Raw genomic sequence first — 26,013 nt, 5'->3', positions numbered from 1 at the left:
ATTTTATGTTGTGATATAAAGGGGAATGAAAATGACTAAAATTGCTTTTATTTTTCCAGGGCAAGGTTCACAAGTGGTAGGAATGGGGCAAGAATTCGTACTAAATGAGCCTGCATGTAAGGAATTTTATGATCAAGCTGATCAACTTTTAGCAATTGAATTATCAAAATTGATGCTAGAGGGTCCTCAGGAAGAGTTAACCTTAACTTATCATGCGCAACCAGCCTTATTGACTACAGGTGTAATGATTGCCGACAAGTTAAAAAGAGCTGGAATCGAACCTGATTTTACGGCAGGACATAGCTTGGGTGAATATGCTGCACTTGTAGCTTCAAGTGTGATGACATTTGCTGATGGTGTTCAAGCAGTACATAAACGAGGAATTTTCATGAATGAAGCAGTACCTGCTGGCGAAGGCGCAATGGCTGCTGTCCTTGGATTAGAACGTGATGTACTGAAACAAGTGACAGATGAAGTATCACAAAATGGTGAAGTCGTACAACTGGCTAATCTTAACTGTCCAGGACAAATTGTGATTTCTGGTACTGCTAAAGGTGTTGAAATGGCTTCTGAAAAAGCCAAAGAAGCAGGTGCAAGACGAGTGATTTCTTTAGTTGTTAGTGGTCCCTTCCATTCAGAATTGATGCGTCCAGCTGCTAGTAAACTTCAACAAATGCTATCGGAGATTCAAATGCAAGACGCTGTGATTCCGGTTATTGCAAATGTTAATGCACAACCTGTTACAGCATGTTCAGTTATTTCAAATCTACTGGTTGAACAATTGTATTCACCTGTTCTTTGGGAAGATTCTGTTCGTACTTTACTTGCTGAGGGAGTGGACGTTTTTATTGAATGTGGTCCTGGTAAAGTTCTAAGTGGACTTGTGAAAAAAGTGGATCGTAAAGTAAAAACATATTGTGTATATGACGAGGCAACATTTAATCAAGTGCTGGAAGCAGCGAAGGAGTGGGCTTAATTGGCAAACTTATCGAATAAAGTAGCCGTTGTTACAGGTGCTTCAAGAGGAATTGGGCGTGCAATCGCATTGCATTTAGCCGAACTTGGCGCTAAAGTTGTTGTAAACTATAGTGGCAATCAGGCAAAAGCACAAGAAGTTGTATCTGAAATAGAAGCAAACGGTGGCGCTGCCATTGCTGTTCAAGCAAATGTGGCTGATCCAGATGATGTCGCTAAACTTATGAAGCAGGCTATCGAAACCTATGGTTCACTTGATATTTTAGTGAACAATGCTGGTATTACGCGTGATAACTTATTAATGCGTATGAAAGAAGAAGATTGGGATGCTGTGATGAACATCAATCTAAAAGGTGTTTTTCTTTGTACAAAAGCTGTTGCACGTCAAATGATGAAACAGCGTGCTGGCCGTATTATCAACATTGCTTCCATCGTGGGAGTCGCAGGAAATGCAGGTCAAGCAAACTATGTTGCTGCAAAAGCAGGTGTTATTGGTCTTACTAAAACCGCTGCAAAAGAATTAGCTGCTCGTAATATTTATGTTAATGCAGTTGCTCCAGGTTTTATCGACACTGAAATGACGGAAGAGCTACCGGAAGAGATTAAAGCGCAAATGCTTTCCCAAATTCCATTAGCAAAGTTAGGTAAACCAGAAGATGTTGCAAAAGTTGTCGCATTTTTAGCTTCTGATGATGCAAGCTATATGACGGGGCAAACACTGCATGTTGATGGCGGAATGGTTATGTGAATTTTAACTATTCTTATATACTAGATTTCGATATAATCATTGAGGGGAGGTGAACAATTTGGCAACAGTATTAGAACGTGTAACAAAAGTTGTCGTTGACCGTTTAGGTGTTGACGAAAGTGAAGTGAAACTAGAAGCTTCTTTCCGTGATGATTTAGGTGCGGACTCATTAGATGTAGTAGAATTAGTAATGGAATTCGAAGAAGAATTTGATATGCAAATTGATGACGAGGATGCAGAAAAAATTGCTACTGTAGGTGATGCAGTAAGCTTTATCGAAAGCAAAATCGGCTAATTCACGTATAACATACAATACTTAGACTTCCCCTACTAGCCGGTGGGGGAAGTTATCTTTTTATTTTTGCACAATGTAAAAGAAAAAGGTAAACTAAAGAATGTATCAAATGGAAAATAAGAAGGTTGATAAAAATGAGAATACAAGGACTCTCACCAAAAAATGGCACAATTTCAGAGCAGGCACGTCTAAAATTTGTTGAATTACAGGATCAATTGAAGTTGCACTTTGATAATCCGAATTTGTTATACAATGCTTTTACACATTCGTCTTTTGTGAATGAGCATCGTAGAAAACTTTTTGAAGATAATGAACGTCTTGAATTTTTAGGAGACGCTGTGCTTGAGCTAACTGTTTCTAAATTTTTATTCCTTAAATTTCCCAAAATGACTGAAGGTGAACTAACAAAATTGCGTGCAGCAATGGTTTGTGAGCCATCCCTAGTGATTTTTGCTAATGAATTAAACTTTGGCAGATATGTATTATTAGGTAAAGGGGAAGAGATTACAGGTGGTCGTGAACGTCCAGCATTACTTGCGGATTGTTTCGAAGCATTTATAGGTGCTTTATATTTAGACCAAGGTTTAGAAACAGTTGTTGGCTTTTTGGAACAAGTTGTTTTTCCAAAAGTTGAGCTCGGCGCATTTTCACATGTGATGGACTTTAAGAGTCAATTACAAGAAATGGTGCAACAAAATAATTCTGGTACATTGCATTACGAGATCATTAAAGAAAATGGTCCAGCGCATAACCGGACATTTGTCTCTCAAGTATTGTTGAATAATCAAGAACTTGGAGTAGGGAACGGTAAATCGAAAAAAGAAGCAGAACAAAAAGCAGCACAATGCGCTATGCGTGCTTTAAAAGCACAATTAGCAAATGATCAGGAGGGTTAATTTTGTTTCTTAAACGGCTTGAAGTGATTGGTTTTAAATCTTTTGCCGATCGAATAGGTATAGACTTTGTACCAGGCGTTACAGCTGTTGTAGGTCCAAATGGTAGTGGTAAAAGTAACGTGATAGATGCGATTCGGTGGGTACTCGGAGAACAATCAGCTAAGTCACTTCGTGGTTCAAAAATGGAAGATATCATTTTTGCCGGAAGTGATTCGCGCAAACCGCTTAACTTTGCAGAAGTATCCTTAATTTTAGACAATGAAGAGGAACGCTTACCAATCCCATATAATGAGGTAAGCGTTACTCGTCGTGTCTATCGTTCTGGGGATAGTGAGTATCTGCTCAATAAACAACAATGTCGGTTAAAAGACATTACGGATTTGTTTTTAGATTCGGGATTGGGAAAGGAAGCTTTCTCGATCATTTCTCAAGGACGAGTTGATGAAATACTGAATAGCCGTCCAGATGATCGGCGTACAATTTTTGAAGAAGCTGCCGGGGTATTGAAATATAAACAACGTCGCCAAAAAGCAGAACATAAATTATTTGAAACAGATGATAACCTGAATCGAGTTTTGGATATATTACATGAGCTCGATAAACGTATCGAACCATTACATATTCAAGCGTCAGCAGCTGAAGATTATTTGAGAATGTCAAATGAATTAAAGGACATTGATATTGCGGTTTTAGTGTATGATATGGAACAAATAAATCGTTCGATGGAGAAAGTCGTTAAGGATAAGCAAGATCTATTCACAAAAGAACAGGTTCAAGCTGCTCAAATCGCTGATAAAGAATCCAATATTACAAAGTATCGTAAGCATTTAAGTGAACTAGATCATTTACTGGATGAATCACAACATCAACTTGTCGATGTCAGTGCAGAAGTTGAACGATTTGAAGGCCGTAAAGTGTTAATGGCTGAAAAACGCATGAATGCTACGACACAATTGACAAAACTTAAACAATCTCTGGAAAAGGCTAAAAGTTCCAGTGATAGTTGGAAACAAGCTAAAATAGATAGAGAGAAGCAATTAGTAGAACGCCAACAAGAGCTTCAAAATTTAAAGAAAACCGTGAAACAATTAGAAGATAACTTGAATCGCTCAACTTCTGAAATCGAAGCAGAGATTAATAAATGGAAAGATACTTACATTGACCGTCTAAATGAAGAAGCAACGGTAAAAAACGAAGTCAAAAATATTACAAGACAATTATCTGAGCAAGCCGAAAACTCAGTGAAAATCTCAAGTCAGTCAACAGAAATGGCTACTGAACTAAACGAATTACAGCATGAGCAACAAATTGTTGCTGATAAGCTACAAACGATTGAAGAAAAGGTTGCACAAAAGCTTGAAGAATATAAAAAATGCCAACAAGATGTACAGCATGCTAAAAAACAATATGATGATCAACAGGCAATGCTGTTTAAAGGTTATCAGCACTTACAACAAATGAAATCTCGTCAAGAAACACTTGCAGAACTTGAAGCTGACTTTTCTGGATTCTATCAAGGGGTTAAAGCTGTCCTGATTGCACGTGAAAAGCAGCAATTGCATGGTATTCATGGAGCAGTCGCAGAATTGATCCATGTCGATGGTGAATATACTCGAGCTGTTGAAACTGCCCTAGGTGCAGCGATGCAACATGTAGTGACTGAAACAGATGCGGATGCGCGTCATGCGATTACATGGTTGAAACAACAACATGCCGGACGTGCAACATTTTTACCTAAAAATGTGATGAAATCTCGTAAAATCCCTGCAAATGTTTTACAAACGGTGGCTAATCATCCATCCTTTATCAATACAGCTGATGAACTAGCGACTTTCGATCCTGCTTTTCGGACCATAGCAGAAAATTTACTTGGTCATGTTCTAGTGTCAAAAGACTTGCAGGGCGCTTCACAAATAGCAAAAGCATGTGGTTATCGCTATCGGGTCGTTACTTTAGAAGGTGATGTTGTCAATACAGGCGGCTCATTGACAGGTGGGTCTGTCAAACAGCAAGCATCTTTGTTTAGCCGTAAAGCAGAACTTGAAAGTCTTACTTCGCAACTTGCTCAAATGCAGCTCTCTATAGAAAAGGCGGAAACGGTAGTTGCAGGATGGAAAAAACAAGTAGCAGAAAAATCAGAACTTCTTGAGCAGTTACGTTTAGAAGGTGAAGAAATTCGTGCTGAAGAGATCAAGTTGAGTACTCGTCATCATGAATTAGAAACTACTACAAAACGTTTATCATTAAGAATATCCATGTTCAGTGATGAGCAACAAGATGCATCAGGTCGTCAAACAACATTAGAAGCTCAACTAGCAGATTTTAATCGCCGCAAAGAAGAATTGGCGAAAGAGCTAGAGGAGATCAATCAAACCGTTGAGGAATTAAATGTTTTAAAACAACAAAGTGAATTAGAACGGGATGTTTTACAAGAAAATTATGCATTAAAACGCTCTGAACTGGCTGTTTTAAATGAACAGGTGTCCCAACTAAAATCAACAGTGATGGATGCGAACTCTCAATTGGAACAAGCAACAGAGGAAGTTACAAATATCTCGAGCGAAATAGAATGGTTGATGAATGGTGGAGATCTAGATGGTCCATCAGAAAAGGAAATTGCTGAGAAAATCATTGCGTTGCAAAAAAGAAGAGAAGAACTTATTCAAACAGTTGAACAAACAAAACAACAACGTACAGAAATTCAGCAACAGGTTGACGCAATAGACATTGAATTAAAAGAATTACAGCGTGTCCATCAAGGACTTCTTGATGGACTACGTAATTATGAAGTGAAACTGAATCGACTAGATGTTGAACAAGAGAACTTAGCAAAACAACTTGAAAATGACTATGAATTGACATTTGAAGAGGCATTACTTGAGCCATCGCTTGATATGGATGTCGATGCGGCAAGAAGAAAAGTTAAATTGTTAAAGCAATCCATTACAGAATTAGGAACTGTCAATATTAGTGCGATTGAAGAATATGCGACAGTTTCTGAACGTCATACATTTTTATCTAATCAGCGAAATGATTTGCTAGAAGCGCAGGAAACATTGCATGAAGCGATTCGCGAAATGGATGAAGAAATGACAAATCGCTTTAGTGAGACATTTTATGACATTCGAAAACATTTTCAAAATGTATTCCGAGAATTATTTGGTGGTGGCCATGCGGATTTAGAATTACTTGATCCAGATAATATGCTTGAAACGGGTATTGAAATTGTTGCACAACCACCAGGTAAAAAACTCCAACGGCTTAGTCTATTATCAGGTGGGGAACGAGCGTTAACAGCAATTGCACTATTGTTTGCCATTTTAAAAACACGCCCCGTTCCATTCTGTATCCTTGATGAAGTAGAGGCAGCTCTTGACGAATCCAATGTGGCTCGTTATAGTCAATATTTGAAAAAGTTCAGTGCCGAAACACAATTCATCGTTATTACTCACCGTAAAGGGACGATGGAAGGTGCAGATGTTTTATATGGGATTACTATGCAGGAGTCTGGTGTTTCTAAATTAGTATCTGTTAAATTAGAAGAGGAAGAACCTGTTCTATCGTTAGGGTAAAGGAGCGGAATGATATGAGCTTTTTAAAGCGTATGAAAGAAAAGTTAATGGGTGGAACGAAACTGGAGCAAGAAGAGCTTTTAGATGAAGTGGTAGAAGAAGAGATAACTGATGAGCAGCACCCTACTGAAAAATTAGTAGAAGATACGACTGAAGACAATTTAACTGATGAAGAATTGGAAGTAGAAGTTCAACAGGAAGTTGTGGAATCTGAAAAAAAAGAAAAAAGTAAACGCGGATTCTCAGCTTTCTCTATTACAGAAAAATTCAAATCCGGTTTAACCAAAACGCGTCAATCATTTACTTCAAAGGTGAATGATTTAGTAGCACGCTATCGTCACGTAGATGAAGAATTTTTTGAAGAGCTTGAAGATTTATTGCTTCAAGCAGACGTTGGTATAGAAACGGTTATGGAATTAACCGATAAGCTACGATTTGAAGTACAACGTAAAAACATTAAAGACACAGCTGGTATACAAGCGCTAATCTCTGAAAAACTAGTAGAAATCTATGAACAGGGAGAAAAGGATATAACAGAGTTAAATATCCAAGAAGGAGATTTAACGGTGATCTTATTTGTCGGTGTTAATGGCGTAGGGAAAACAACGACAATCGGCAAACTAGCTCATCGTTTCAAACAACAAGGAAAAGATGTCTTGCTTGCGGCAGGGGACACTTTTCGTGCTGGTGCCATCGACCAACTACAAGTGTGGGGAGATCGTGTCGGTGTTGAAGTGATTAAACAGTCGGAAGGATCAGATCCAGCGGCAGTCATCTATGATGCTATTCGTGCAGCTAAAAAAAGAAAAGCAGATATTTTAATTTGTGATACGGCGGGACGTTTGCAAAATAAAGTTAATCTGATGAAAGAACTAGAAAAAATTCATCGTGTCATTTCCCGGGAAATCCCGTCGGCTCCACACGAAGTTTTGCTGGCGCTTGATGCCACTACAGGACAAAATGCGCTACAACAAGCACAAATTTTTAAAGAAGCGACAAATGTCACAGGGATTGTGTTGACCAAATTAGATGGTACTGCAAAAGGTGGTATTGTACTTGCCATTCGTAACAAATTGCATATTCCAGTAAAATTCGTTGGCCTTGGAGAACAAATGGATGATCTACAACCATTCGACTCAGAACGCTACGTATATGGCTTATTTGCCGATGCAATAGATGAGCAATTAGCTAAAACAGAAGATGAATGAAGTGGATTTAATAATATAGTTTTTTAGTGGTTTTCTTACTTCTTGCGCAAAGCTCTGAAATTCCTACTGGTAGATTAAAAATAGCATGATAGGATGATTAAAATGTCTTTCACTAAGGAAACATTTTATATTCCTACCATACTATTTTTATTTTTGCATAGCTCTTTTTCAAAATAGACAAGTATTTTTACTTGACGGAAATAATATTTGTCTTTATGATACAAGAGAGTATGTAAAAAAGGAGAGGTTTCGATATGCTACTTGAAAAAACAACACGCATGAACTTTCTCTTTGACTTTTATCAAGCGTTATTGACGGAAAAACAACGTAGTTATATGCAACTTTATTATCTAGATGATCTTTCACTTGGAGAGATTGCAGAAACTTACAATATTTCGCGTCAAGCAGTTTACGATAACATTCGTAGAACAGAGGCAATGCTTGAAGAATATGAGGAAAAACTTCAACTTTTCGAAAAATTCCAAAACAGACAGCAAATACTTGCCAAACTTACAAAAAGTATAACAGATGTTCAAACAGACAGGGAAGAACAGTTATCGTTGATTGAGCAGTTAAAGCAATATGATTAGGAGGCGGCATCATGGCATTTGAAGGTTTAGCGGAGCGACTCCAAGGGACGATTAACAAGATTAAAGGCAAAGGTAAAGTAACCGAACAAGATGTAAAAGAAATGATGCGTGAAGTTCGGTTTGCATTAATTGAAGCCGATGTTAACTTGAAAGTCGTAAAAAGCTTTGTGAAGAAAGTTAGCGAACGTGCTGTAGGTCAGGATGTTATGAAAAGTTTAACACCAGGACAACAAGTCATTAAAATTGTAAAAGATGAGCTAACAGAATTAATGGGTGGGGAACAAAGTCCGATTAAATTCGCGACCAAACCACCTACTGTTATTATGATGGTCGGTTTGCAGGGGGCTGGTAAAACAACGACTACCGGCAAACTAGCCAATGTATTGCGTAAAAAATATAACCGTAAGCCATTACTTGTAGCCGCTGACATCTATCGTCCAGCAGCAGTACAACAGTTACAAACACTAGGGAAGCAATTATCCTTACCAGTATTTGCTTTGGGTACGGATATTTCACCTGTTGAAATTGTACGACAAGCTTTAGAACAAGCAAAAGAAGAACACTATGATGTTGTATTGATCGATACTGCTGGTCGATTACATATCGATGAAAAGCTGATGCAAGAATTAAAAGATATTCGTGCGTTAAAAGAGCCAGATGAAGTATTCTTAGTAGTCGATGCCATGACAGGGCAAGATGCAGTAAATGTCGCTGAAAGTTTTGATGAAGCGGTGGGCATCACTGGTGTTGTATTAACAAAGCTTGATGGTGACACTCGTGGTGGTGCTGCATTATCTATTCGTTCTGTTACCCAAAAACCGATTAAATTTGTTGGGATGGGCGAAAAAATGGATGCACTCGAATCATTTCATCCTGAAAGAATGGCATCTCGAATTCTTGGGATGGGCGATGTGATGACGCTTATTGAAAAGGCCCAAGCAACAGTCGATGAAGAAAAAGCCAAAGAGTTAGAAGAAAAATTCAAAACGCAAACCTTTACATTAGATGATTTCCTTGAACAAATGAGTCAAGTGAAAAAGCTTGGACCCCTGGATGAAATTTTAAAAATGCTACCAGGAGCAAATAAAATTAAAGGACTTGAAAATGCCAAGATCGATGATAAACAAATTGGTCATATTGAAGCGATTATCTTATCGATGACTCCAGCTGAAAAAACAAATCCTGAAATTATTAATGCAAGTCGAAGAAAGCGTATTGCGAAAGGATCTGGCTCATCTGTCCAAGAGGTAAACCGTCTTATAAAACAATTTGAAGATATGAAAAAAATGATGAAACAGATGACGGGAATGACACAAAAAGGAAAGAAAAAAATGAAGCTTCCCGGATTAGATTCCTTGTTTAAATAAAAAATTTACGCTAAAATACAGTGTGTTAAGAAAAAACACTTTACAAACAATTCAAAACTTGCTATTATACTATCTTGTGTGAAACTATTCGGAGGTGCAATTAAAAAATGGCAGTTAAAATTCGTTTAAAACGTATGGGAGCAAAAAAATCTCCTTTCTATCGTATCGTAGTAGCTGACTCACGTTCACCACGTGATGGTCGCTCAATCGAAACAATCGGTACTTTCAATCCATTAACTTCTCCAGCAGAAGTCAACATTGACGAAGCAAAAGCATTAGCTTGGTTAACAAATGGCGCGAAACCATCTGATACTGTACGTAACTTGTTCTCAGAACAAGGAATCATGGAAAAATTCCATAACTCTAAATTCGGTAAATAATCGGAGGTGGCCTTATGCAGCAGCTGATTGAAACAATCGTAAAACCTTTAGTCGACCATCCAGATGATGTGAAAATTATAACTGACGAGAACGACCATTGTATCGTTTATAAACTTTCTGTACATCCTAGTGATATCGGAAAGGTCATTGGCAAGCAAGGGCGAGTTGCTAAAGCAATTCGAACAATTGTTTACTCAGCCGCAGGCAGCCATCATAAGAAAAAGACTTATATCGATATTCTAGATTAAAACAAACGAGGGAGGAGCAAACGTTCCTTCCTTTTTTATATAGTTGCTAGTATTCTTTGCTTGTTTATATCAGCTGACTTTTAAGGTTAAGTGAAAAAGTCTAAGATTTTAGCGTGAATAGCATAAGAAAAACGGCAATTTGCAGGTAAAGATGAAAGTTTCCATTTGTTGCAAACATTTGATATGAACAGGAACGCTTAGTAGAAGAGCACTCGTTTGCATGGATCTACATATTGAAGAGGTGAACATTATGGAATGGTATAACGTAGGAAAAATTGTCAATACTCACGGTATTCGTGGAGAAGTCCGTGTTATTTCCCAAACTGATTTTCCAGAAGAAAGATATGCGGTTGGTCAACAGTTAGGTCTTTTTAAAAAAGGTGAAGAAAAGCCCTTGTTACTTACAATTGCTTCTTCTCGCCAGCACAAAAATTTTATTCTTCTATCATTTGAAGGCTATCCTACTATCAACGATGTAGAATCCTTTCGGGATGGTCTATTAAAAGTAAATGAACAACAACTTGAGGAAGATAAGCTACAAGATAATGAATTCTATTATCATGAAATAGTTGGATGTACGGTATATGATCAACAGGGAAATGAAATTGGAAAAGTGAAGGAAATCTTCGAAACAGCTGCAAACGATGTATGGACTGTTAAAGGATTGGATGGCAAAGATCACTATATTCCAGTTGTGGATGAGTTTATCAAGGAAATTGATATTGATGAAAAGAAAATTGTGATAGAAGTAATAGAAGGGTTATTGTCATGATGAGAATTCACGTATTGTCTTTATTCCCTGAGATGTTTACTGGGGTATTCGGGTCTTCTATTTTAAAAAAAGCACAAGAAAAAGAAGCTGTGCAATTATCAGTAACTGATTTTAGACAGTTCTCTAATAACAAACATGCTCAAGTAGATGATTATCCCTATGGTGGAGGAGCGGGGATGGTATTAAAACCAGAACCGTTATTTAACGCTGTAGAAGCGCTTGTAGCGGGAGAAAAGAAACCGCGTGTCATTCTAATGTGCCCACAAGGAGAACGCTATACACAGGCGAAAGCTGAGGAATTGGCGAAAGAGGAAGAGTTGATTTTTGTTTGCGGCCATTATGAAGGATACGATGAACGGATTCGCCAATTTTTAGTGACAGACGAGCTATCCATTGGTGATTTTGTCTTAACTGGTGGCGAATTAGCGGCTATGACCATCATCGATAGTGTTGTACGATTACTCCCTGGTGTTCTCGGTAATGATGATTCACCGGTACTCGATTCTTTCTCTACGGGATTACTTGAACATCCGCATTATACACGTCCTGCAAACTTTCGAGGAATGAAAGTACCGGATGTATTATTATCTGGCAATCATGCGAAAATTGAACAATGGAGAATGGAACAATCATTAAAGCGTACATTTGAGCGGAGACCTGATTTATTGGAACATGAACATATAGAGCTAACGCCTGAACAGCAAAAATATTTAGCAAGGCTTAAAAACTGTAAAGTATAAACACTTGCAAGAGGATTAAATGTATGCTAATATTTAAGTTGCATTTCTGCGGAGATGTCGTATTACGGTGTTCCGCTGTAGCAACCACAGTGACCTGCAAGAGCATCTGTCTAAGGAGAGAAAACAATGTCAAACATTATTTCAGAAATTACGAAAGAACAACTTCGTACTGATATCCCTGCATTCCGTGCTGGTGATACAGTAAAAATCGACGTTAAAGTAGTCGAAGGTACTCGCGAACGTATCCAAGTATATGAAGGTGTAGTCATTAAACGTCGTGGTGGCGGTATTAGTGAAACTTTCACAGTTCGTAAAATTTCTTACGGTGTTGGAGTTGAACGTACATTCCCATTACACACTCCAAAAATCGCTAAACTAGAAGTAACTCGTCGTGGTAAAGTACGTCGTGCTAAATTATACTACCTACGTAACTTACGTGGTAAAGCTGCTCGTATTAAAGAAATTCGATAAGCTTACTTTTAAAGATGGAGAGCTTGCATTTCAAGCTCTCTTTCTTTTTGCCTGAAATGATAAATCCTTGTACAATATAAGGAGAAAAGTCAAGGGGGACGTCGATGATGGAGAAGCAAAAAAAAGAAAAGAATGAGTTGTGGGAATGGACAAAAGCACTGATCATTGCATTTGCACTTGCAGCCGGAATTCGATACCTACTATTTACACCAATTGTGGTTGATGGTGAGTCGATGATGCCTACTCTTGAAAATGGTGATCGTATGATTGTCAATAAATTCGGTTATCGCATTGGAGATATCCATCGATTTGATATTGTTGTATTTCATGCGCCAGAGAAAAAGGATTATATTAAACGAGTCATTGGTTTACCTGGTGATAAGTTAGTTTATAAAAACGATCAGCTTTATATAAATGGCAAAGCGATTGATGAACCCTACTTGCAAAAATTTAAAAACGAAATTACGGATGGTGGCACTTTAACAGAAGACTTTTCACTGAAAGATATTCCAAATGTACATGGGGATACCATTCCAAAAGGCTATGTTTTTGTTATGGGAGATAATCGCCGTTATAGTAAAGATAGCCGCCATATTGGGATCGTTTCCGTTGATAAAATTATTGGTAAAACAAGTATTGTTTTTTGGCCATTTGATCAAATGGGTAAAGTGAATTAACAAATAGGAGTGAATAAGTTGACGATACAATGGTTTCCTGGACATATGGCTAAGGCACGTAGACAAGTTACGGAAAATTTAAAACTTGTCGACATTATTTTTGAGTTAATAGATGCACGTCTTCCAATGTCATCCAGAAATCCGATGCTTGATGAGATCATTCATCAAAAAACAAAATTATTAATATTAAACAAGGCTGATATGGCAGATGAAGCACAAACCAAAAAATGGCTTGTTTATTTTGAGCAACAAGGTCATAAGGCAATTGCCATAAATTCATTAGATGGAAAAGGTTTGAAACAAGTGACAAAAGCTGCTCAAGAGTTATTAGCTGATAAATGGGCACGTATGAAAGCGAAGGGCTTAAAGACACGAGCCATTCGTGCCATGATTGTTGGCATTCCCAATGTGGGGAAATCAACACTGATTAATCGCCTAGCTAAAAAAAATATTGCCAAAACAGGTAATACACCTGGTGTTACGAAATCGCAGCAATGGATAAAGGTCGGTAAGGAACTTGAATTACTTGATACACCAGGAATTTTATGGCCTAAATTTGAAGATCAAGAGGTTGGTTATAAATTGGCTTTGACAGGTGCTATAAAAGACACCATTACCAATATGGACGATCTTGCTATTTATGGTCTGAAATTTTTGAGCAAGCACTATCCAGGAAGAATGGAAGAGCGCTATCAAATTTCTAGCTTGAGTGATGACATTGTCGAGACTTTTGACCATATTGGAAAATTACGTCGCGTTTACATATCTGGTGGCGAAATCGATTATGATCAAGTAGCTGAACTTATTGTACGTGATATACGTGGTCAACAGCTCGGTAAGCTAACCTTTGATTTTGTAGAAAATTTTGCCCAATAGAGTAAAACTCCACACAATGGGAGCTTTACAATCTATTACCGCGGGATAAAAATCAGCCTTTTTTACCATAGGGTAAAGAAGGTTTTTTTCTGCATTTTAAAAAAAGATTGCCGATAAAAAGAATATCAATAAAGTGAAACTCCATCAGTTGGGGGTTCTTCTCCCCCACTGATGGTTAGTTAAACCAATCGGACTTTTACAGGCAGTTGATTTTCCAATTATCTTTCTTGTTTTTCTCTAAATCTTGAGATAGGGATCTTACTGCCCGTTAAAGCGGGATAAAGTGAAACTCCATCAAGTGGGGGGTTTCTTCATCCCCCACTGAACTAGAGGAACTCAGGTTAAAAGCGCCACGTCCTGTGGCAACACCTGAGGGACCAACATCTTGTTGGTCCGAACCAATCGGACTTATACGGGCAGTTGGCCCCCCCAACTATCTTTTTCATTTCTCTCTAAATCTTGAAAAGGGGGTCTTACTGCCCGTTAAAGCGGGATAAAGGAGATTTTTCAGTGACTACCATAAAAGAAGTGAAAGAAGCATTATTAAAAGAGTCTGAATGGAAACCTTGGATGACTGCGTTAGAAAAGGATACAAGACAAGGCGTTAAAAAAGCATTGGAACAATGGCAGCATCGTAAAGAGAAATATGATCATTTATTATCAGAGCATAAGAAGAAACTTGATTTTGATAACTCGTATAGACCTTTTCCACATGCACTTATTGCAGGTACAGATGAAGCAGGTCGTGGCCCATTAGCAGGCCCTGTTGTTACAGCAGCTGTCATTTTACCTGAGGATTGTCCAACACTCTTAGGATTGAATGATTCAAAACAATTATCAAAAGAAGCAAGAGAAAGTTTTATCGAAAAAATCAAAGAATGTGCGATTGCTACATCTATTCATTTTCAACCTGCAAGTGTGATTGATGAGATAAATATATATGAAGCCACAAAACAATCGATGAAAGCTTCCATTGAAACTCTTTGTAGAAAACCAGATTTTATATTAGCAGATGCTATGACATTATCGATGGATGTTCCACAAAGGTCGATTATAAAAGGAGACGCTAAAAGTCTAGCAATTGCTGCAGCTTCCATTCTTGCGAAAACAGCAAGAGATCATTATATGGAGAAAATGGCTGAAAAATATCCAGAATATGGTTTTGAAAAGCATGTAGGATATGGGACAAAACAACATTTAGAGGCATTGCGACAATATGGACCTACTGAAATCCATCGTAAAACCTTTGAACCGATTAAATCTATGATTCTACAGAAAGGATGAAAAAAATTGAATTATCCTTCGCTATCATCAGTTCAGCTGCAACAAACAAATGGAACAATGAACGATCATCCATTAGCTCTAAAACAGGGACAAGTTATTCATGGAACGATTAAACAACTATATTCAGACCAAATGGCAGAGGTTCAAATTGGTGGACAACGTGTAATGGCAAAACTAGAAGTGCCTCTACAAGCTGGAAATTCACATTATTTCCAAGTATCAGGAGTCGAACCAGATCTACAACTCAAAGTGGTGTCAGGACCGATGTCCCCATCAGCATCTCTAGCACAACAAGTCCATCAGTTGCTCGACTCTTTGCAATTGCCACAAACAACTGAGATGAAACAATTAGCTTCTTATTTTTTGAAAAATAATTTGCCCATTACTAGGGATCAGATGCAACAAGCAGAGCAAATCATCAAAACATTGCCTGAAACAGTCACTTCTAAAGAAGCATTAAATGTTTTGCAAAAATTAGTAGAGTTAAAATTACCGATACAGCAGGATACATTCCAAGCTATTTTACAAGGAAGTATGAAACAGGGCTTTACAGAGGCTTTAGGAAATCTACAGCAGTTATTATTACAAGATGAATCCATTCCTCAAGCAATACGTGAACAGCTTTTAAATCAATTGCAAATGGTCAGTAAACCCCTTGCCGTAGAAACGGGTGGCGTATTATTAGCCAAAATGATCGATCTTTTATCAACCCCATCATCTTCTTCAACAGAAAAGGCAGCCATTTTGCAGATCTTAAAAGAAGCAGGGATTATGCCAAAAAATGCAAATTTGTTTAATTGGGGTACAACGCTATTACAACCATCAACTAGCGATTGGTTATGGCAACAACTTTTTTCTCAGGCTCAAGCTGGTCATGCGAAGGAAGTGGTAGCATTATTGCCACAGGTGAAAGAATCTGTGCAACAAAATGCATTACTATCAGATGCTCAAAAGCTAACGATACAACAGGCTATTGCCAAGGCGCTTGCACAACCAACCATACAGAATTTACAAGCAACTGTAAAAGAGGTTCAAACAGTGCTTCAGCAAACGGTGAAATCACCCGTGCAGTTGTTAAATTCACTGAATTCAGCATCCCCCAAGGGTATAAATGGATTACTATCACAGCTCAAAACGGTTATTCAAAAGCAATCTTTGTTATCAGCAACACAAAAAGAGGGATTACTGCAAGTACTAGAAAAGTTTGATGTTGAGAAGAGTACACCACAGTCCATTCAAGCTTTGGCGAAGGATTTTCAAAGCCAATTGTTAAAGGCTTTTAGTGAGTCAGCCCAACTGCAACCATTTCAAACAGATGTATCCGGCATGACAGCAAAACAGCAATTGGTGCAAATTCTAAATGCCAACGAACCTAGCGAACAGCTATTGACGAAATTAATGCAACAAACAATGAATTCAAAATCAGAAGTCCTTCAACAAATGTTTAGTCAAACGGAGCAACAATTGGCGCAGCAGCTCGACAGTAAGGCTTTTGAATCAGCTATCAAACAAACCTTGCAAAATTTAGGGTTAAGTTATGAAGCAAAATTAATAGACAAATCGACCGATATTCAACAAATTGCCAACCAATTAAAACCGCAATTATTAGGTCTATTACAAGATGATTCTGTATCCAGTACGACAAAAAGTATGGCGGATCAGGTAGTGGCTAGGATGAATGGTATGCAGTATTTATCAGGGGAAAATGGACCCCAACATCAACTAATTATGCAAGTACCACTAGAATTCTTTGGAAAAAAGACAGAGGCAACATTACAATGGAATGGTCGTATGAAAAAAGATGGGAAGATCGACGCAGATTATGCTCGTATACTTTTTTATTTACAGCTTAGTTCCATTCAAGAAACTATGATCGATATGCAAGTGCAAAGTCGTATTGTCACAGTGACAGTATATAATGAAAATGATCATTTGAAAGCTTTAGCGGATTCTTTAAAAACAACTCTCAAAATGGGGCTTTCGCAACATAATTATCAACTTTCAGGTGTTTTTATCAAAAAATATTCAGCAGAGCATTCACAAGGAACGACACCAAAATCATCGACATCAGAAGAACATACCCAAGGAGTCGATATACGTATATGAATGAAAAACAACAAACGAGAAAAGAAGCAGTTGCACTGTCCTATAACCCTATAAATAGCGATATACCAAAAGTTATTGCAAAAGGGAAGGGAAAGATTGCTGAAAATATATTGGAGCAAGCAAAAACACATAATATACCTATTCAGGAAGATCCAAATCTTGTTCAATTATTAGGACAATTAGATTTAAATGAAACTATTCCAGAAGAACTTTATCAAGCAGTTGCAGAAGTATTTGCTTTCATCTATCGCCTAGATCAATTACATGAAAAACACTTATCTCACCACCTTTAGAGGTGGGGGTCTTCTGTACCTGCCGCTGCGCTTTCGGGAAAAAAGGATTTGTTCCTGCTACTACGCTTTTGCCGCATAAAACATTTGCCGAATCAAGATAAAGGATAGTTAGTAATAGGGAAGTTCTCGGATTTATGCCTACATGTTTGTTCTGTTTTTTTAATCAACATCCCGATAAAATATAAATATTGTAAATAATTTAATTTTACAGTGTAAAGCTTAAAAGAAAAGTACAATTATTCTATTCGAAAATAATTTTTTTGTTTAGTTTTAGTTTTAGCTTTCAATGCGGAAGAAACAATGGACCCAACAGCGTGTTGAAACGAGGAAATTGAAGCAAAGTCATGGAAAACAACATCCTAATCGTAACATATAAATCTGAATGTTCATGTTTTCAAGAAAGAAGAGACTTATGAGAATTAATTCAATTGAATAGAAAAAATATCCTGTTTACTTTAGGTTAGTATATTTTAATTCTATATGAACAGGTAATAAGGCTTATATATCAAGATGAAATCAAGCAGGAGAAATGTGGAACAACTGCTTGTAAAAGGATTGATTGGTGCAGTTCATATAAAGTAGAGAATGAAGAAAATCCTTCCTTGTGTAAGCATCACTTTATTCCAAACTATTTTCATAAAGCGCTTGAACCACAACGACAACAATTTTCTGAAAAATAAAATAAGCATTATTATTCTAGCTTATAAATTAAATTAACTATATTAATCGACTTTTTTATTGTTAAGTTTAGAAATAGTTAAAATCTTTTATTGAAAAGCAAAAAATATTCTGATAATGTTAGTTATAGAATTGAATACGCCACATTTTTTGGTGCAGATGAGAAATGAAGATTTATCATTTGCTTAAAAGGGAAGTTGGTGAAAATCCAACGCTGTCCCGCAACTGTATTTGGGAGTTTGTAGATGTTGACCACTGTTTGACTTTGTCAAATGGGAAGGTGTCTGCAAATGATGATCATAAGCCAGGAGACCTGCCAAGAAATAAAGCATCAATTAACCACGCGGATGGGGAGGTGTTATGTCGAGGCCAATGATACACATGTTTTACATGTTTATTTGTTGTGCTATCGTTTGTAACAACTTCTAAAATGTACGGAATAGGAGTTGTTTTTTTGTGCTTTATTTTAAGTTTTTATTTATCAGAACACGATAAATGTAAACGCTTACTATTGATTTTATTAAAACAAGGGGTTGAAAACTGTGGAAAAAAATTACTCACCGGGTTTGGATGGAGTTATTGCGGCAGAAACAAAAATTTCTGTATTAGATACCGTAGAGAGCCAAATTGTCATAAGAGGCTATGATCTAATCGATTTGTCGAAGAAATATACTTATTTAGATATCGTTAACTTATTGTTGCTTGGTCAACTGCCATCAAAAGATGAAAAAGTGGCATTAGAAAATAAATTAAAAGCGAACTATGCTATTCCATATGAAATTATTGATATTTTTAAATTGCTACCAAATGATACACATCCAATGGACGGATTACGTACAGGTATCTCTTCATTAGCAGGATTCGATCCTAAAATCGATGATCGCTCCTTCCATACAAATTTAGAACGCGCATATAAGTTACTTGGTAGCATGCCAAACATTGTAGCCAATAGTTATCGTGTATTAAATAACCAAGAAGTAGTTGAACCAGATGCATCATTATCTTACAGTGCGAACTTTTACTATATGATTACAGGTAAAAAACCAACGAAAACAGAAGAAGAAATTTTCGACCAATCGCTTATTCTTTATAGCGAGCACGAAATGCCTAATTCGACTTTTACAGCACGCGTTATCGCCTCTACACAATCGGATTTATATGGTGCATTAACAGGTGCGGTTGCTTCTCTGAAAGGTAATCTTCATGGTGGAGCGAACGAAGCGGTTATGCATATGCTATTGGAAGCTAAAACCGTTGAAGGTTTTGAAAAGCTTTTAAAGAGTAAGTTAGCAAAGAAAGAAAAAATCATGGGATTCGGTCATCGTGTATATATGAAAAAAATGGACCCAAGAGCTTTAATTATGAAACAGGCATTACGTAAATTATGTGATGCAAAAGGTGACGATCTTTTATACCGCATGGGTGAAGCTGGAGAGGCTATAATGAAAGAAGAAAAAGGATTATATCCAAACCTTGATTACTATGCAGCGCCTGTTTATTATATGTTAGGCTTACCGATCGAGCTATATACACCGATTTTCTTCAGTTCAAGAACAGCTGGTTTATGTGCTCATGTCATCGAACAACATGAAAACAACCGCTTATTTAGACCTCGTGTTATTTATACAGGCGAGCGTCATAACGTCAAACAAGCTTAGTCAAATCAAAATTTAAAGTTATTAAACTCGCCCATTGTGTGCGTTGGCCAGAACGCACACAATGTATTATACAAAAAAATTATTAAAAAAGGAAGATAGTCTATGATTAAAACAAATGACATTAAAAAGACAGATCAGATTTTAGAAGATATTGCCGACTATGTATTAGATACTGAGATCAAAAGCACGGAAGCGTTTGAAACGGCACGTTATGTTTTAATCGATACATTAGGTTGTGGGATTTTAGCATTACAATACCCTGAATGTACGAAACTATTAGGTCCTGTTGTACCTGGCACGATTGTTCCCAATGGTACACATGTTCCAGGAACACCTTATGTCTTAGATCCTGTAAAAGGTGCGTTTAATATTGGTTGTATGATTCGCTGGCTCGATTATAATGACACATGGCTTGCAGCAGAATGGGGCCATCCATCTGATAATTTAGGTGGGATTTTAGCTGTAGCAGATTATATTAGTCGTGTTCATGTAGCAGAAGGTAAAGAACCATTAAAAGTAAAAGACGTTTTGGAAATGATGATTAAAGCACATGAAATTCAAGGTGTACTAGCACTTGAAAATAGCTTAAACCGTGTAGGACTTGACCATGTTCTATATGTAAAAGTGGCAACGACAGCTGTTGTGACAAAAGCTTTAGGTGGAACTCGTCAAGAAATCATCAATGCCCTTTCTAATGCATGGATTGATAATTCTAGCTTACGTACGTATCGTCATGCACCAAATACAGGTTCTCGTAAATCATGGGCAGCAGGAGATGCAACGAGTCGTGCTGTACATTTAGCAATGATGGCTGTCAAAGGCGAAATGGGCTATCCAACTGCATTGTCTGCACCAGATTGGGGCTTCCAAGATGTGTTGTTTCATAAAAAAGAATTAAAATTGGCACGTCCATTTGGATCTTATGTAATGGAAAATGTTCTATTTAAAGTATCCTACCCAGCTGAATTCCATGCACAAACTGCTGCAGAATGTGCTGTTGCTCTACATGATGAAGTAAAAGATCGTTTAGACGATATTGATAAAATTCAAATTACAACTCATGAGTCTGCTATTCGTATCATCGATAAAGAAGGACCTTTAAACAACCCAGCTGATCGTGACCACTGTATTCAATATATTACGGCTGTAGGTTTATTATATGGCGATGTTACAGCGGATCATTATGAAGATGAAGCAGCTGCAGATCCACGAATTGACGCATTACGTGACAAAATGTATACAGTGGAAAAAGAACAATATACGATCGATTATTTAGATCCAGAAAAACGTTCCATCGCAAATGCTGTTCAAATATTCTACAAAGATGGCACATCATCCGAATTAGTAGTATGCGAATATCCATTAGGACATCGTTTCCGTCGCCAAGAAGCATTCCCTAAAATTATTGAAAAGTTCAATGCCAATATGGCAACGAAATTTGCTTCAAAACAATTGAAACAAATCCAAGATGTATGTTTAGACAAAGAAAAAATTGAATCGATGAATGTGAATGAGTTTGTTGATTTATTTACAATTTAAGGAGGGATTTTTATGGCATGGATTGTAAACCAACCTGTTTCTCAAAAGGAACTTGCAACGAAATTTCGTGAATTAATAGCACAATCTAGCATTTTACAAATTCCTGGCGCACATGATGCGATGGCTGGGTTAATGGCTAAAAAAGCAGGATTTGAAGCGCTCTATTTATCAGGAGCAGCTTATACGGCAAGTCGTGGTTTACCTGATTTAGGAATCGTTAATTCAGATGAAGTAGCAGATCGCGCGCGTGAAATTATTCGCGCGACAAATTTACCACTTCTTGTAGATATTGATACAGGATTTGGCGGTGTGCTAAATGTTGCACGGACAGCTCGTGAAATGGAAGAAGCGGGTGTTGCTGCCGTTCAAATAGAAGACCAAGATTTACCGAAAAAATGCGGCCATCTCAACGGGAAAAAATTAGTGACTCAAGATGAAATGGTACAAAAAATCCAAATGATTAAACAAGTAGCACCATCGATTGTCATCGTTGCGCGAACAGATGCACGTGCTGTAGAAGGTTTAGATCAAGCAATCACACGTACAAAAGCTTATATTGAAGCGGGCGCGGATGCTATTTTCCCAGAGGCTCTTCAGGGTGAAGAAGAATTCAAACAATTTTCTCAAGAAATAGATATACCATTGTTAGCAAATATGACTGAATTTGGAAAAACACCGTACTATACCGTAGAAGAATTTGAAAAAATGGGCTATCAAATGGTCATTTACCCTGTAACATCTATGCGGGTGGCAGCAAAGGCTTATGAGCGTGTATTCCAATTAATTAAAGAAGAAGGTACACAAAAAGAAGCATTGAAAGATATGCAACCGCGCAGTGAGTTATATGAAACTATTTCATATGATGATTTTGAAGCTTTAGATAAGAATATTTCGAAAACCATTTTATCAAAGGGACAATAATCATTTGGTGTTCTCCTCATATGAAACCAAGGCATGATTGCTCAAAGGCTAGTACTTAAAATAAAAAAGAGTAGCAAATCATCAGAAGCAACTACGTTGGAAAACCATTTTTAATGATTCGCTCAAATAAAAGCTAGCCCCTATTGAAAAAGGAACAGGTGGTAACATGAAAAAAATTCATAAAGTATTAGTAGCTAACAGAGGGGAAATTGCCATTCGCATTTTCCGTGCATGTGATGAGTTGAATATCAAAACTGTAGCAATTTATTCAAAAGAGGATACCGGATCTTACCACCGTTACAAAGCTGATGAATCTTATTTAGTAGGAGAACATCAAAAACCAATCGATGCTTATTTGGATATTGAAAATATTTTACAGATTGCTAAGTTAAGTGGAGCGGACGCGATTCATCCTGGATATGGCTTCTTATCTGAAAATATTCAGTTTGCAAAGCGCTGTGAAGAAGAAGAAATTATTTTTATCGGTCCAGATACAAAACATTTAGATATGTTCGGAGATAAAGTGAAGGCCAAAGAACAAGCTAAACGAGCGGGCATTCCAGTTATTCCCGGCAGTGATGGTCCTGTGTCTTCTTTAGAAGAAGTACTTGCTTTTAGTGAACAATATGGTTATCCAATTATTATTAAAGCATCGCTTGGTGGCGGTGGACGTGGTATGCGTATTGTGCATAATGCAGACGAGGTAGCAGAAGCTTATACACGTGCGAAGTCGGAGGCAAAAGCAGCATTTGGCAATGATGAAGTATACGTGGAGCGCTATGTCGATCATCCTAAGCATATCGAAGTGCAAATTTTGGCAGATAAACATGGCAATATTGTTCACTTGTATGAGCGCGATTGCTCTGTACAGCGCCGACATCAAAAAGTAGTGGAAGTAGCACCTTCTGTCTCATTATCGCATCGTTTACGTCAGGACATTTGTCAAGCTGCTGTTCAATTAGCGCAAAATGTTCAATATGTTAATGCTGGTACGGTTGAATTTTTGGTATCAGGAGATGAATTCTTCTTTATCGAAGTAAACCCAAGAGTACAAGTTGAACATACCATTACGGAAATGATTACAGATATTGATATTGTGCAAACGCAAATTTTAATTGCAGAAGGCCATACATTGCATGGTGATGTGATCAATATTCCAGAGCAGAAAAATATTCAGACACATGGTTTTGCCATTCAATGCCGTATAACAACTGAAGATCCACTTAATCATTTTATGCCAGATACAGGACGAATTGCAGTCTATCGTTCTGGTGGAGGCTTTGGTGTACGAATCGATGCGGGCGACGCATTCCAGGGCGCTGTCATCACGCCGTATTATGATTCATTGCTCGTAAAAGTATCAACGCATGCTGTTACCTTTAAGCAAGCTGCTGCTAAAATGCTTCGAAATCTGCGTGAATTTCGAATTCGAGGTATAAAAACGAATATACCTTTTTTAGAAAATGTCGTACAACATCCTAATTTTTTAAGTGGTTCCTATGATACATCCTTCATAGGTGATACACCTGAACTTTTTACTTTTTCAAAAAGAAAAGATCGTGGGACAAAAATTCTTTCCTATATTGCGAATGTCACAGTAAATGGATTCCCAGGGGTCGAAAAGAGACCAAAACCGCATTTTGATGTACCTGTCATTCCAAAATCAAAGGCTTTAGCTACTCTTTCTCCAAGTGCCAAGCATATTTTAGATGAACAGGGACCAAATGCAGTTGCCGATTGGGTTAAAGGACAACAACGTATATTATTAACAGATACTACATTTCGTGATGCACATCAGTCATTATTGGCAACACGTGTTCGCTCGAAAGATTTATGGACGATTGCAAAGCCCACTGCTGAATTATTACCCAATCTTTTTTCGATGGAAGTATGGGGTGGTGCTACCTTTGATGTGGCGTATCGCTTTTTAAAAGAAGATCCATGGAAAAGATTAGAAGAAATTAGAAAGTTAGCACCGAACACTCTTTTACAAATGTTGTTACGAGCATCCAATGCTGTTGGATATAAAAATTATCCAGATAATGTAATTCAACGATTTGTAAAACAATCCGCTGAAGCGGGAGTCGATGTATTCCGCATTTTCGATAGCTTGAATTGGGTAACAAGTATGGAAGTAGCAATTGATGCTGTACGCAATGCTAACAAAATTGCAGAAGCTTCTATTTGTTATACAGGAGATCTGAATGATCCAGCGCGCGCCAAATATAATATTGATTATTATAAAAAAATGGCAAAATCCCTAGAACAAGCAGGTGCGCATATTCTAGGGATTAAAGACATGGCAGGTTTATTAAAACCATCTGCTGCACAGCGTTTAATTTCCGAATTAAAAGAAACTGTTGATCTTCCAATTCATCTGCATACGCATGATACGAGCGGCAATGGTATTTTGACCTATAAAGAGGCCATTGATGCGGGTGTTGATATTGTCGATACAGCTATTGGTGCATTATCAGGATTGACATCACAACCGAATATCCAAACGTTATATTATGCTTTAGAAGATCATAAACGTCGGCCCGACGTATCCATCGATGCATTAGAAGAGCTTTCCGCATATTGGAGCGATGTAAGAACCTACTATAGCGATTTTGAAAGTGGTTTGAAAGCATCCAATACGGAAGTATATCGTCACGAGATGCCAGGAGGTCAATTTAGTAATTTACGTCAACAAGCAAAAGCTGTTGGATTAGGTGAGCGTTGGAATGAAGTAAAAAACATGTATCGCCGAGTTAACTTATTGTTTGGTGATATTGTCAAAGTTACACCTTCTTCTAAAGTGGTCGGTGATATGGCACTGTTTATGGTGCAAAATAACTTAACAGAAAATGATATTTTTGAAAAGGGAAAAACAATTGATTTTCCAGATTCAGTTATTGAACTCTTTTCAGGATACCTTGGACAACCTACTGGTGGTTTTCCAAAGGAATTGCAAAAAATCATTTTGAAAGGCAAAGAGCCTATTAACGTAAGACCAGGTGAATTATTGAAACCAGTTGATTTTGATGCTTTGCAACAAGAATTAGCAAAAGAAATGAAAGAACAACCAACTGCCCATGATGTGACAGCATATGCACTTTATCCAAAAGTCTTTTTGCAATATGTTGAAACGTTTAAGCACTTTGGCGATATTTCCATCTTAGATACGCCTACCTTTTTATTTGGAATGCGTATTGGTGAAAAAATAAGTATTGAAATTGAAAAAGGAAAGACACTCTTTATCAAGTTAGTTTCGATTGGTGAAGCTGCTAACGATGGTACACGCGTTGTTTATTTTGAATTGAATGGTCAAGCTCGTACTATTCGTGTAAAAGACGAAAATATTCAAACCAATATCAAGCAATCATTGAAAGCAGATGCTAAAAATGAAAAACATATTGGTGCAACAATGCCAGGTACAGTTTTGAAAGTCCTTGTTGATATTGGTACAAAAGTTAAACAGGGTGATCATTTACTCATTACAGAAGCGATGAAAATGGAAACAACGATTCAAGCCCCATTTAATGGTGTGATTAAGGATATCTACGTACAAAACGGTGATTCGATTGAAGTAGATGACTTACTAATTGAACTTTCATAATCATAAGCAATTCTTTTTAATATAACCTATTATTTTATACAAAACATTGAGCTCCCCAACTCGAATGAATAAACATAAAGTAATAGCGTTAATTATACAAAAAAAGTTCACTTTAAAC

23 protein-coding genes and 1 riboswitch are annotated in these 26,013 nt (G+C 37.4%); of the genes, 22 read left to right on the top strand and 1 reads right to left on the bottom strand.

Going from position 1 to position 26,013, the window contains the following annotated elements; genetic code table 11:
* The first annotated feature begins 31 nt into the window (after positions 1–31).
* The 15 genes from fabD (at position 32) to ylqF (ending at position 13,815) form a co-directional block, all read left to right on the top strand.
* Entirely contained in the window at positions 32–976 is a 945-nt protein-coding gene (gene fabD, locus FEU33_RS10935) for an ACP S-malonyltransferase (RefSeq protein WP_146549397.1), read from the top strand.
* Complete coding sequence (fabG, locus tag FEU33_RS10930) at positions 977–1,723, top strand: 3-oxoacyl-[acyl-carrier-protein] reductase (protein ID WP_146549396.1); 747 nt, start codon at positions 977–979, stop codon at positions 1,721–1,723.
* Between the two features lie 58 nt (positions 1,724–1,781).
* Positions 1,782–2,018, top strand: a complete 237-nt coding sequence (locus tag FEU33_RS10925; RefSeq protein WP_146549395.1) for an acyl carrier protein — start codon at positions 1,782–1,784, stop codon at positions 2,016–2,018.
* Between the two features lie 134 nt (positions 2,019–2,152).
* Positions 2,153–2,914 (top strand): ribonuclease III, encoded by a 762-nt coding sequence (gene rnc / locus FEU33_RS10920; protein WP_146549394.1) that lies wholly within the window; start codon positions 2,153–2,155, stop codon positions 2,912–2,914.
* A 2-nt stretch (positions 2,915–2,916) separates the two neighbouring features.
* Positions 2,917–6,486 (top strand): chromosome segregation protein SMC, encoded by a 3,570-nt coding sequence (gene smc, locus FEU33_RS10915; protein ID WP_146549393.1) that lies wholly within the window; start codon positions 2,917–2,919, stop codon positions 6,484–6,486.
* A 14-nt stretch (positions 6,487–6,500) separates the two neighbouring features.
* Positions 6,501–7,694 carry a signal recognition particle-docking protein FtsY gene (gene ftsY / locus FEU33_RS10910; RefSeq protein ID WP_146549392.1) on the top strand — a complete coding sequence of 398 codons (1,194 nt, stop codon included), beginning with the start codon at positions 6,501–6,503 and terminating at the stop codon, positions 7,692–7,694.
* A gap of 254 nt (positions 7,695–7,948) precedes the next feature.
* Entirely contained in the window at positions 7,949–8,284 is a 336-nt protein-coding gene (locus FEU33_RS10905) for a putative DNA-binding protein (RefSeq protein WP_146549391.1), read from the top strand.
* Between the two features lie 11 nt (positions 8,285–8,295).
* Positions 8,296–9,651, top strand: coding sequence for a signal recognition particle protein (ffh, locus tag FEU33_RS10900; RefSeq protein WP_146549390.1), 1,356 nt, complete (start codon positions 8,296–8,298; stop codon positions 9,649–9,651).
* A gap of 107 nt (positions 9,652–9,758) precedes the next feature.
* The gene (gene rpsP, locus FEU33_RS10895) at positions 9,759–10,031 is read left to right on the top strand and encodes a 30S ribosomal protein S16 (RefSeq protein ID WP_146549389.1); all 273 of its coding nucleotides are present in this window, start codon (positions 9,759–9,761) and stop codon (positions 10,029–10,031) included.
* Between the two features lie 14 nt (positions 10,032–10,045).
* Positions 10,046–10,279: a KH domain-containing protein gene (locus FEU33_RS10890; protein WP_146549388.1), complete on the top strand. Its 234-nt coding sequence runs from the start codon at positions 10,046–10,048 to the stop codon at positions 10,277–10,279.
* A 250-nt stretch (positions 10,280–10,529) separates the two neighbouring features.
* Positions 10,530–11,051 carry a ribosome maturation factor RimM gene (gene rimM / locus FEU33_RS10885; protein WP_146549387.1) on the top strand — a complete coding sequence of 174 codons (522 nt, stop codon included), beginning with the start codon at positions 10,530–10,532 and terminating at the stop codon, positions 11,049–11,051.
* A complete protein-coding gene (trmD, locus tag FEU33_RS10880) occupies positions 11,051–11,791 on the top strand; it encodes a tRNA (guanosine(37)-N1)-methyltransferase TrmD (protein ID WP_146549975.1) in 741 nt (246 codons plus the stop codon). Before rimM ends, trmD begins: the two co-directional genes overlap by 1 nt.
* Before the next feature lie 126 nt (positions 11,792–11,917).
* Entirely contained in the window at positions 11,918–12,262 is a 345-nt protein-coding gene (gene rplS, locus FEU33_RS10875) for a 50S ribosomal protein L19 (protein WP_102692685.1), read from the top strand.
* Positions 12,263–12,369: 107 nt separating this feature from the next.
* Positions 12,370–12,939 carry a signal peptidase I gene (gene lepB / locus FEU33_RS10870; protein WP_146549386.1) on the top strand — a complete coding sequence of 190 codons (570 nt, stop codon included), beginning with the start codon at positions 12,370–12,372 and terminating at the stop codon, positions 12,937–12,939.
* Positions 12,940–12,957: 18 nt separating this feature from the next.
* Complete coding sequence (ylqF, locus tag FEU33_RS10865; protein WP_146549385.1) at positions 12,958–13,815, top strand: ribosome biogenesis GTPase YlqF; 858 nt, start codon at positions 12,958–12,960, stop codon at positions 13,813–13,815.
* A 268-nt stretch (positions 13,816–14,083) separates the two neighbouring features.
* Here ylqF and FEU33_RS18830 read toward each other — a convergent pair whose 3' ends face one another.
* Positions 14,084–14,248, bottom strand: a complete 165-nt coding sequence (locus FEU33_RS18830; protein ID WP_186731385.1) for a hypothetical protein — start codon at positions 14,246–14,248, stop codon at positions 14,084–14,086.
* Positions 14,249–14,325: 77 nt separating this feature from the next.
* On the opposite strand from FEU33_RS18830, the gene FEU33_RS10860 reads away from it, so the two are divergent.
* From FEU33_RS10860 to pyc, 7 genes are all read left to right on the top strand, one after another.
* The gene (locus FEU33_RS10860) at positions 14,326–15,099 is read left to right on the top strand and encodes a ribonuclease HII (protein ID WP_146549384.1); all 774 of its coding nucleotides are present in this window, start codon (positions 14,326–14,328) and stop codon (positions 15,097–15,099) included.
* Between the two features lie 6 nt (positions 15,100–15,105).
* Complete coding sequence (locus FEU33_RS10855) at positions 15,106–17,205, top strand: hypothetical protein (protein WP_146549383.1); 2,100 nt, start codon at positions 15,106–15,108, stop codon at positions 17,203–17,205.
* Entirely contained in the window at positions 17,202–17,498 is a 297-nt protein-coding gene (locus FEU33_RS10850) for an EscU/YscU/HrcU family type III secretion system export apparatus switch protein (RefSeq protein WP_146549382.1), read from the top strand. The genes FEU33_RS10855 and FEU33_RS10850 overlap by 4 nt, the downstream gene beginning before the upstream one ends.
* A gap of 812 nt (positions 17,499–18,310) precedes the next feature.
* Positions 18,311–18,511, top strand: a riboswitch (cobalamin riboswitch).
* Between the two features lie 198 nt (positions 18,512–18,709).
* Positions 18,710–19,834, top strand: a complete 1,125-nt coding sequence (gene mmgD, locus FEU33_RS10845; protein WP_146549381.1) for a citrate synthase — start codon at positions 18,710–18,712, stop codon at positions 19,832–19,834.
* Between the two features lie 102 nt (positions 19,835–19,936).
* A complete protein-coding gene (gene prpD / locus FEU33_RS10840; protein ID WP_146549380.1) occupies positions 19,937–21,373 on the top strand; it encodes a 2-methylcitrate dehydratase in 1,437 nt (478 codons plus the stop codon).
* Between the two features lie 12 nt (positions 21,374–21,385).
* Positions 21,386–22,294, top strand: coding sequence for a methylisocitrate lyase (gene prpB / locus FEU33_RS10835; RefSeq protein ID WP_146549379.1), 909 nt, complete (start codon positions 21,386–21,388; stop codon positions 22,292–22,294).
* A 166-nt stretch (positions 22,295–22,460) separates the two neighbouring features.
* Positions 22,461–25,895 carry a pyruvate carboxylase gene (gene pyc / locus FEU33_RS10830; protein WP_146549378.1) on the top strand — a complete coding sequence of 1,145 codons (3,435 nt, stop codon included), beginning with the start codon at positions 22,461–22,463 and terminating at the stop codon, positions 25,893–25,895.
* Positions 25,896–26,013 lie beyond the last annotated feature (118 nt).

This window comes from Rummeliibacillus suwonensis, from assembly GCF_007896435.1.
In the GTDB taxonomy this organism is placed as follows: Bacteria; Bacillota; Bacilli; order Bacillales_A; family Planococcaceae; genus Rummeliibacillus; species Rummeliibacillus suwonensis.
The sequence above is the reverse complement of the archived record's forward strand: the minus strand, read 5'-3'. Positions and strand labels throughout refer to the sequence as shown.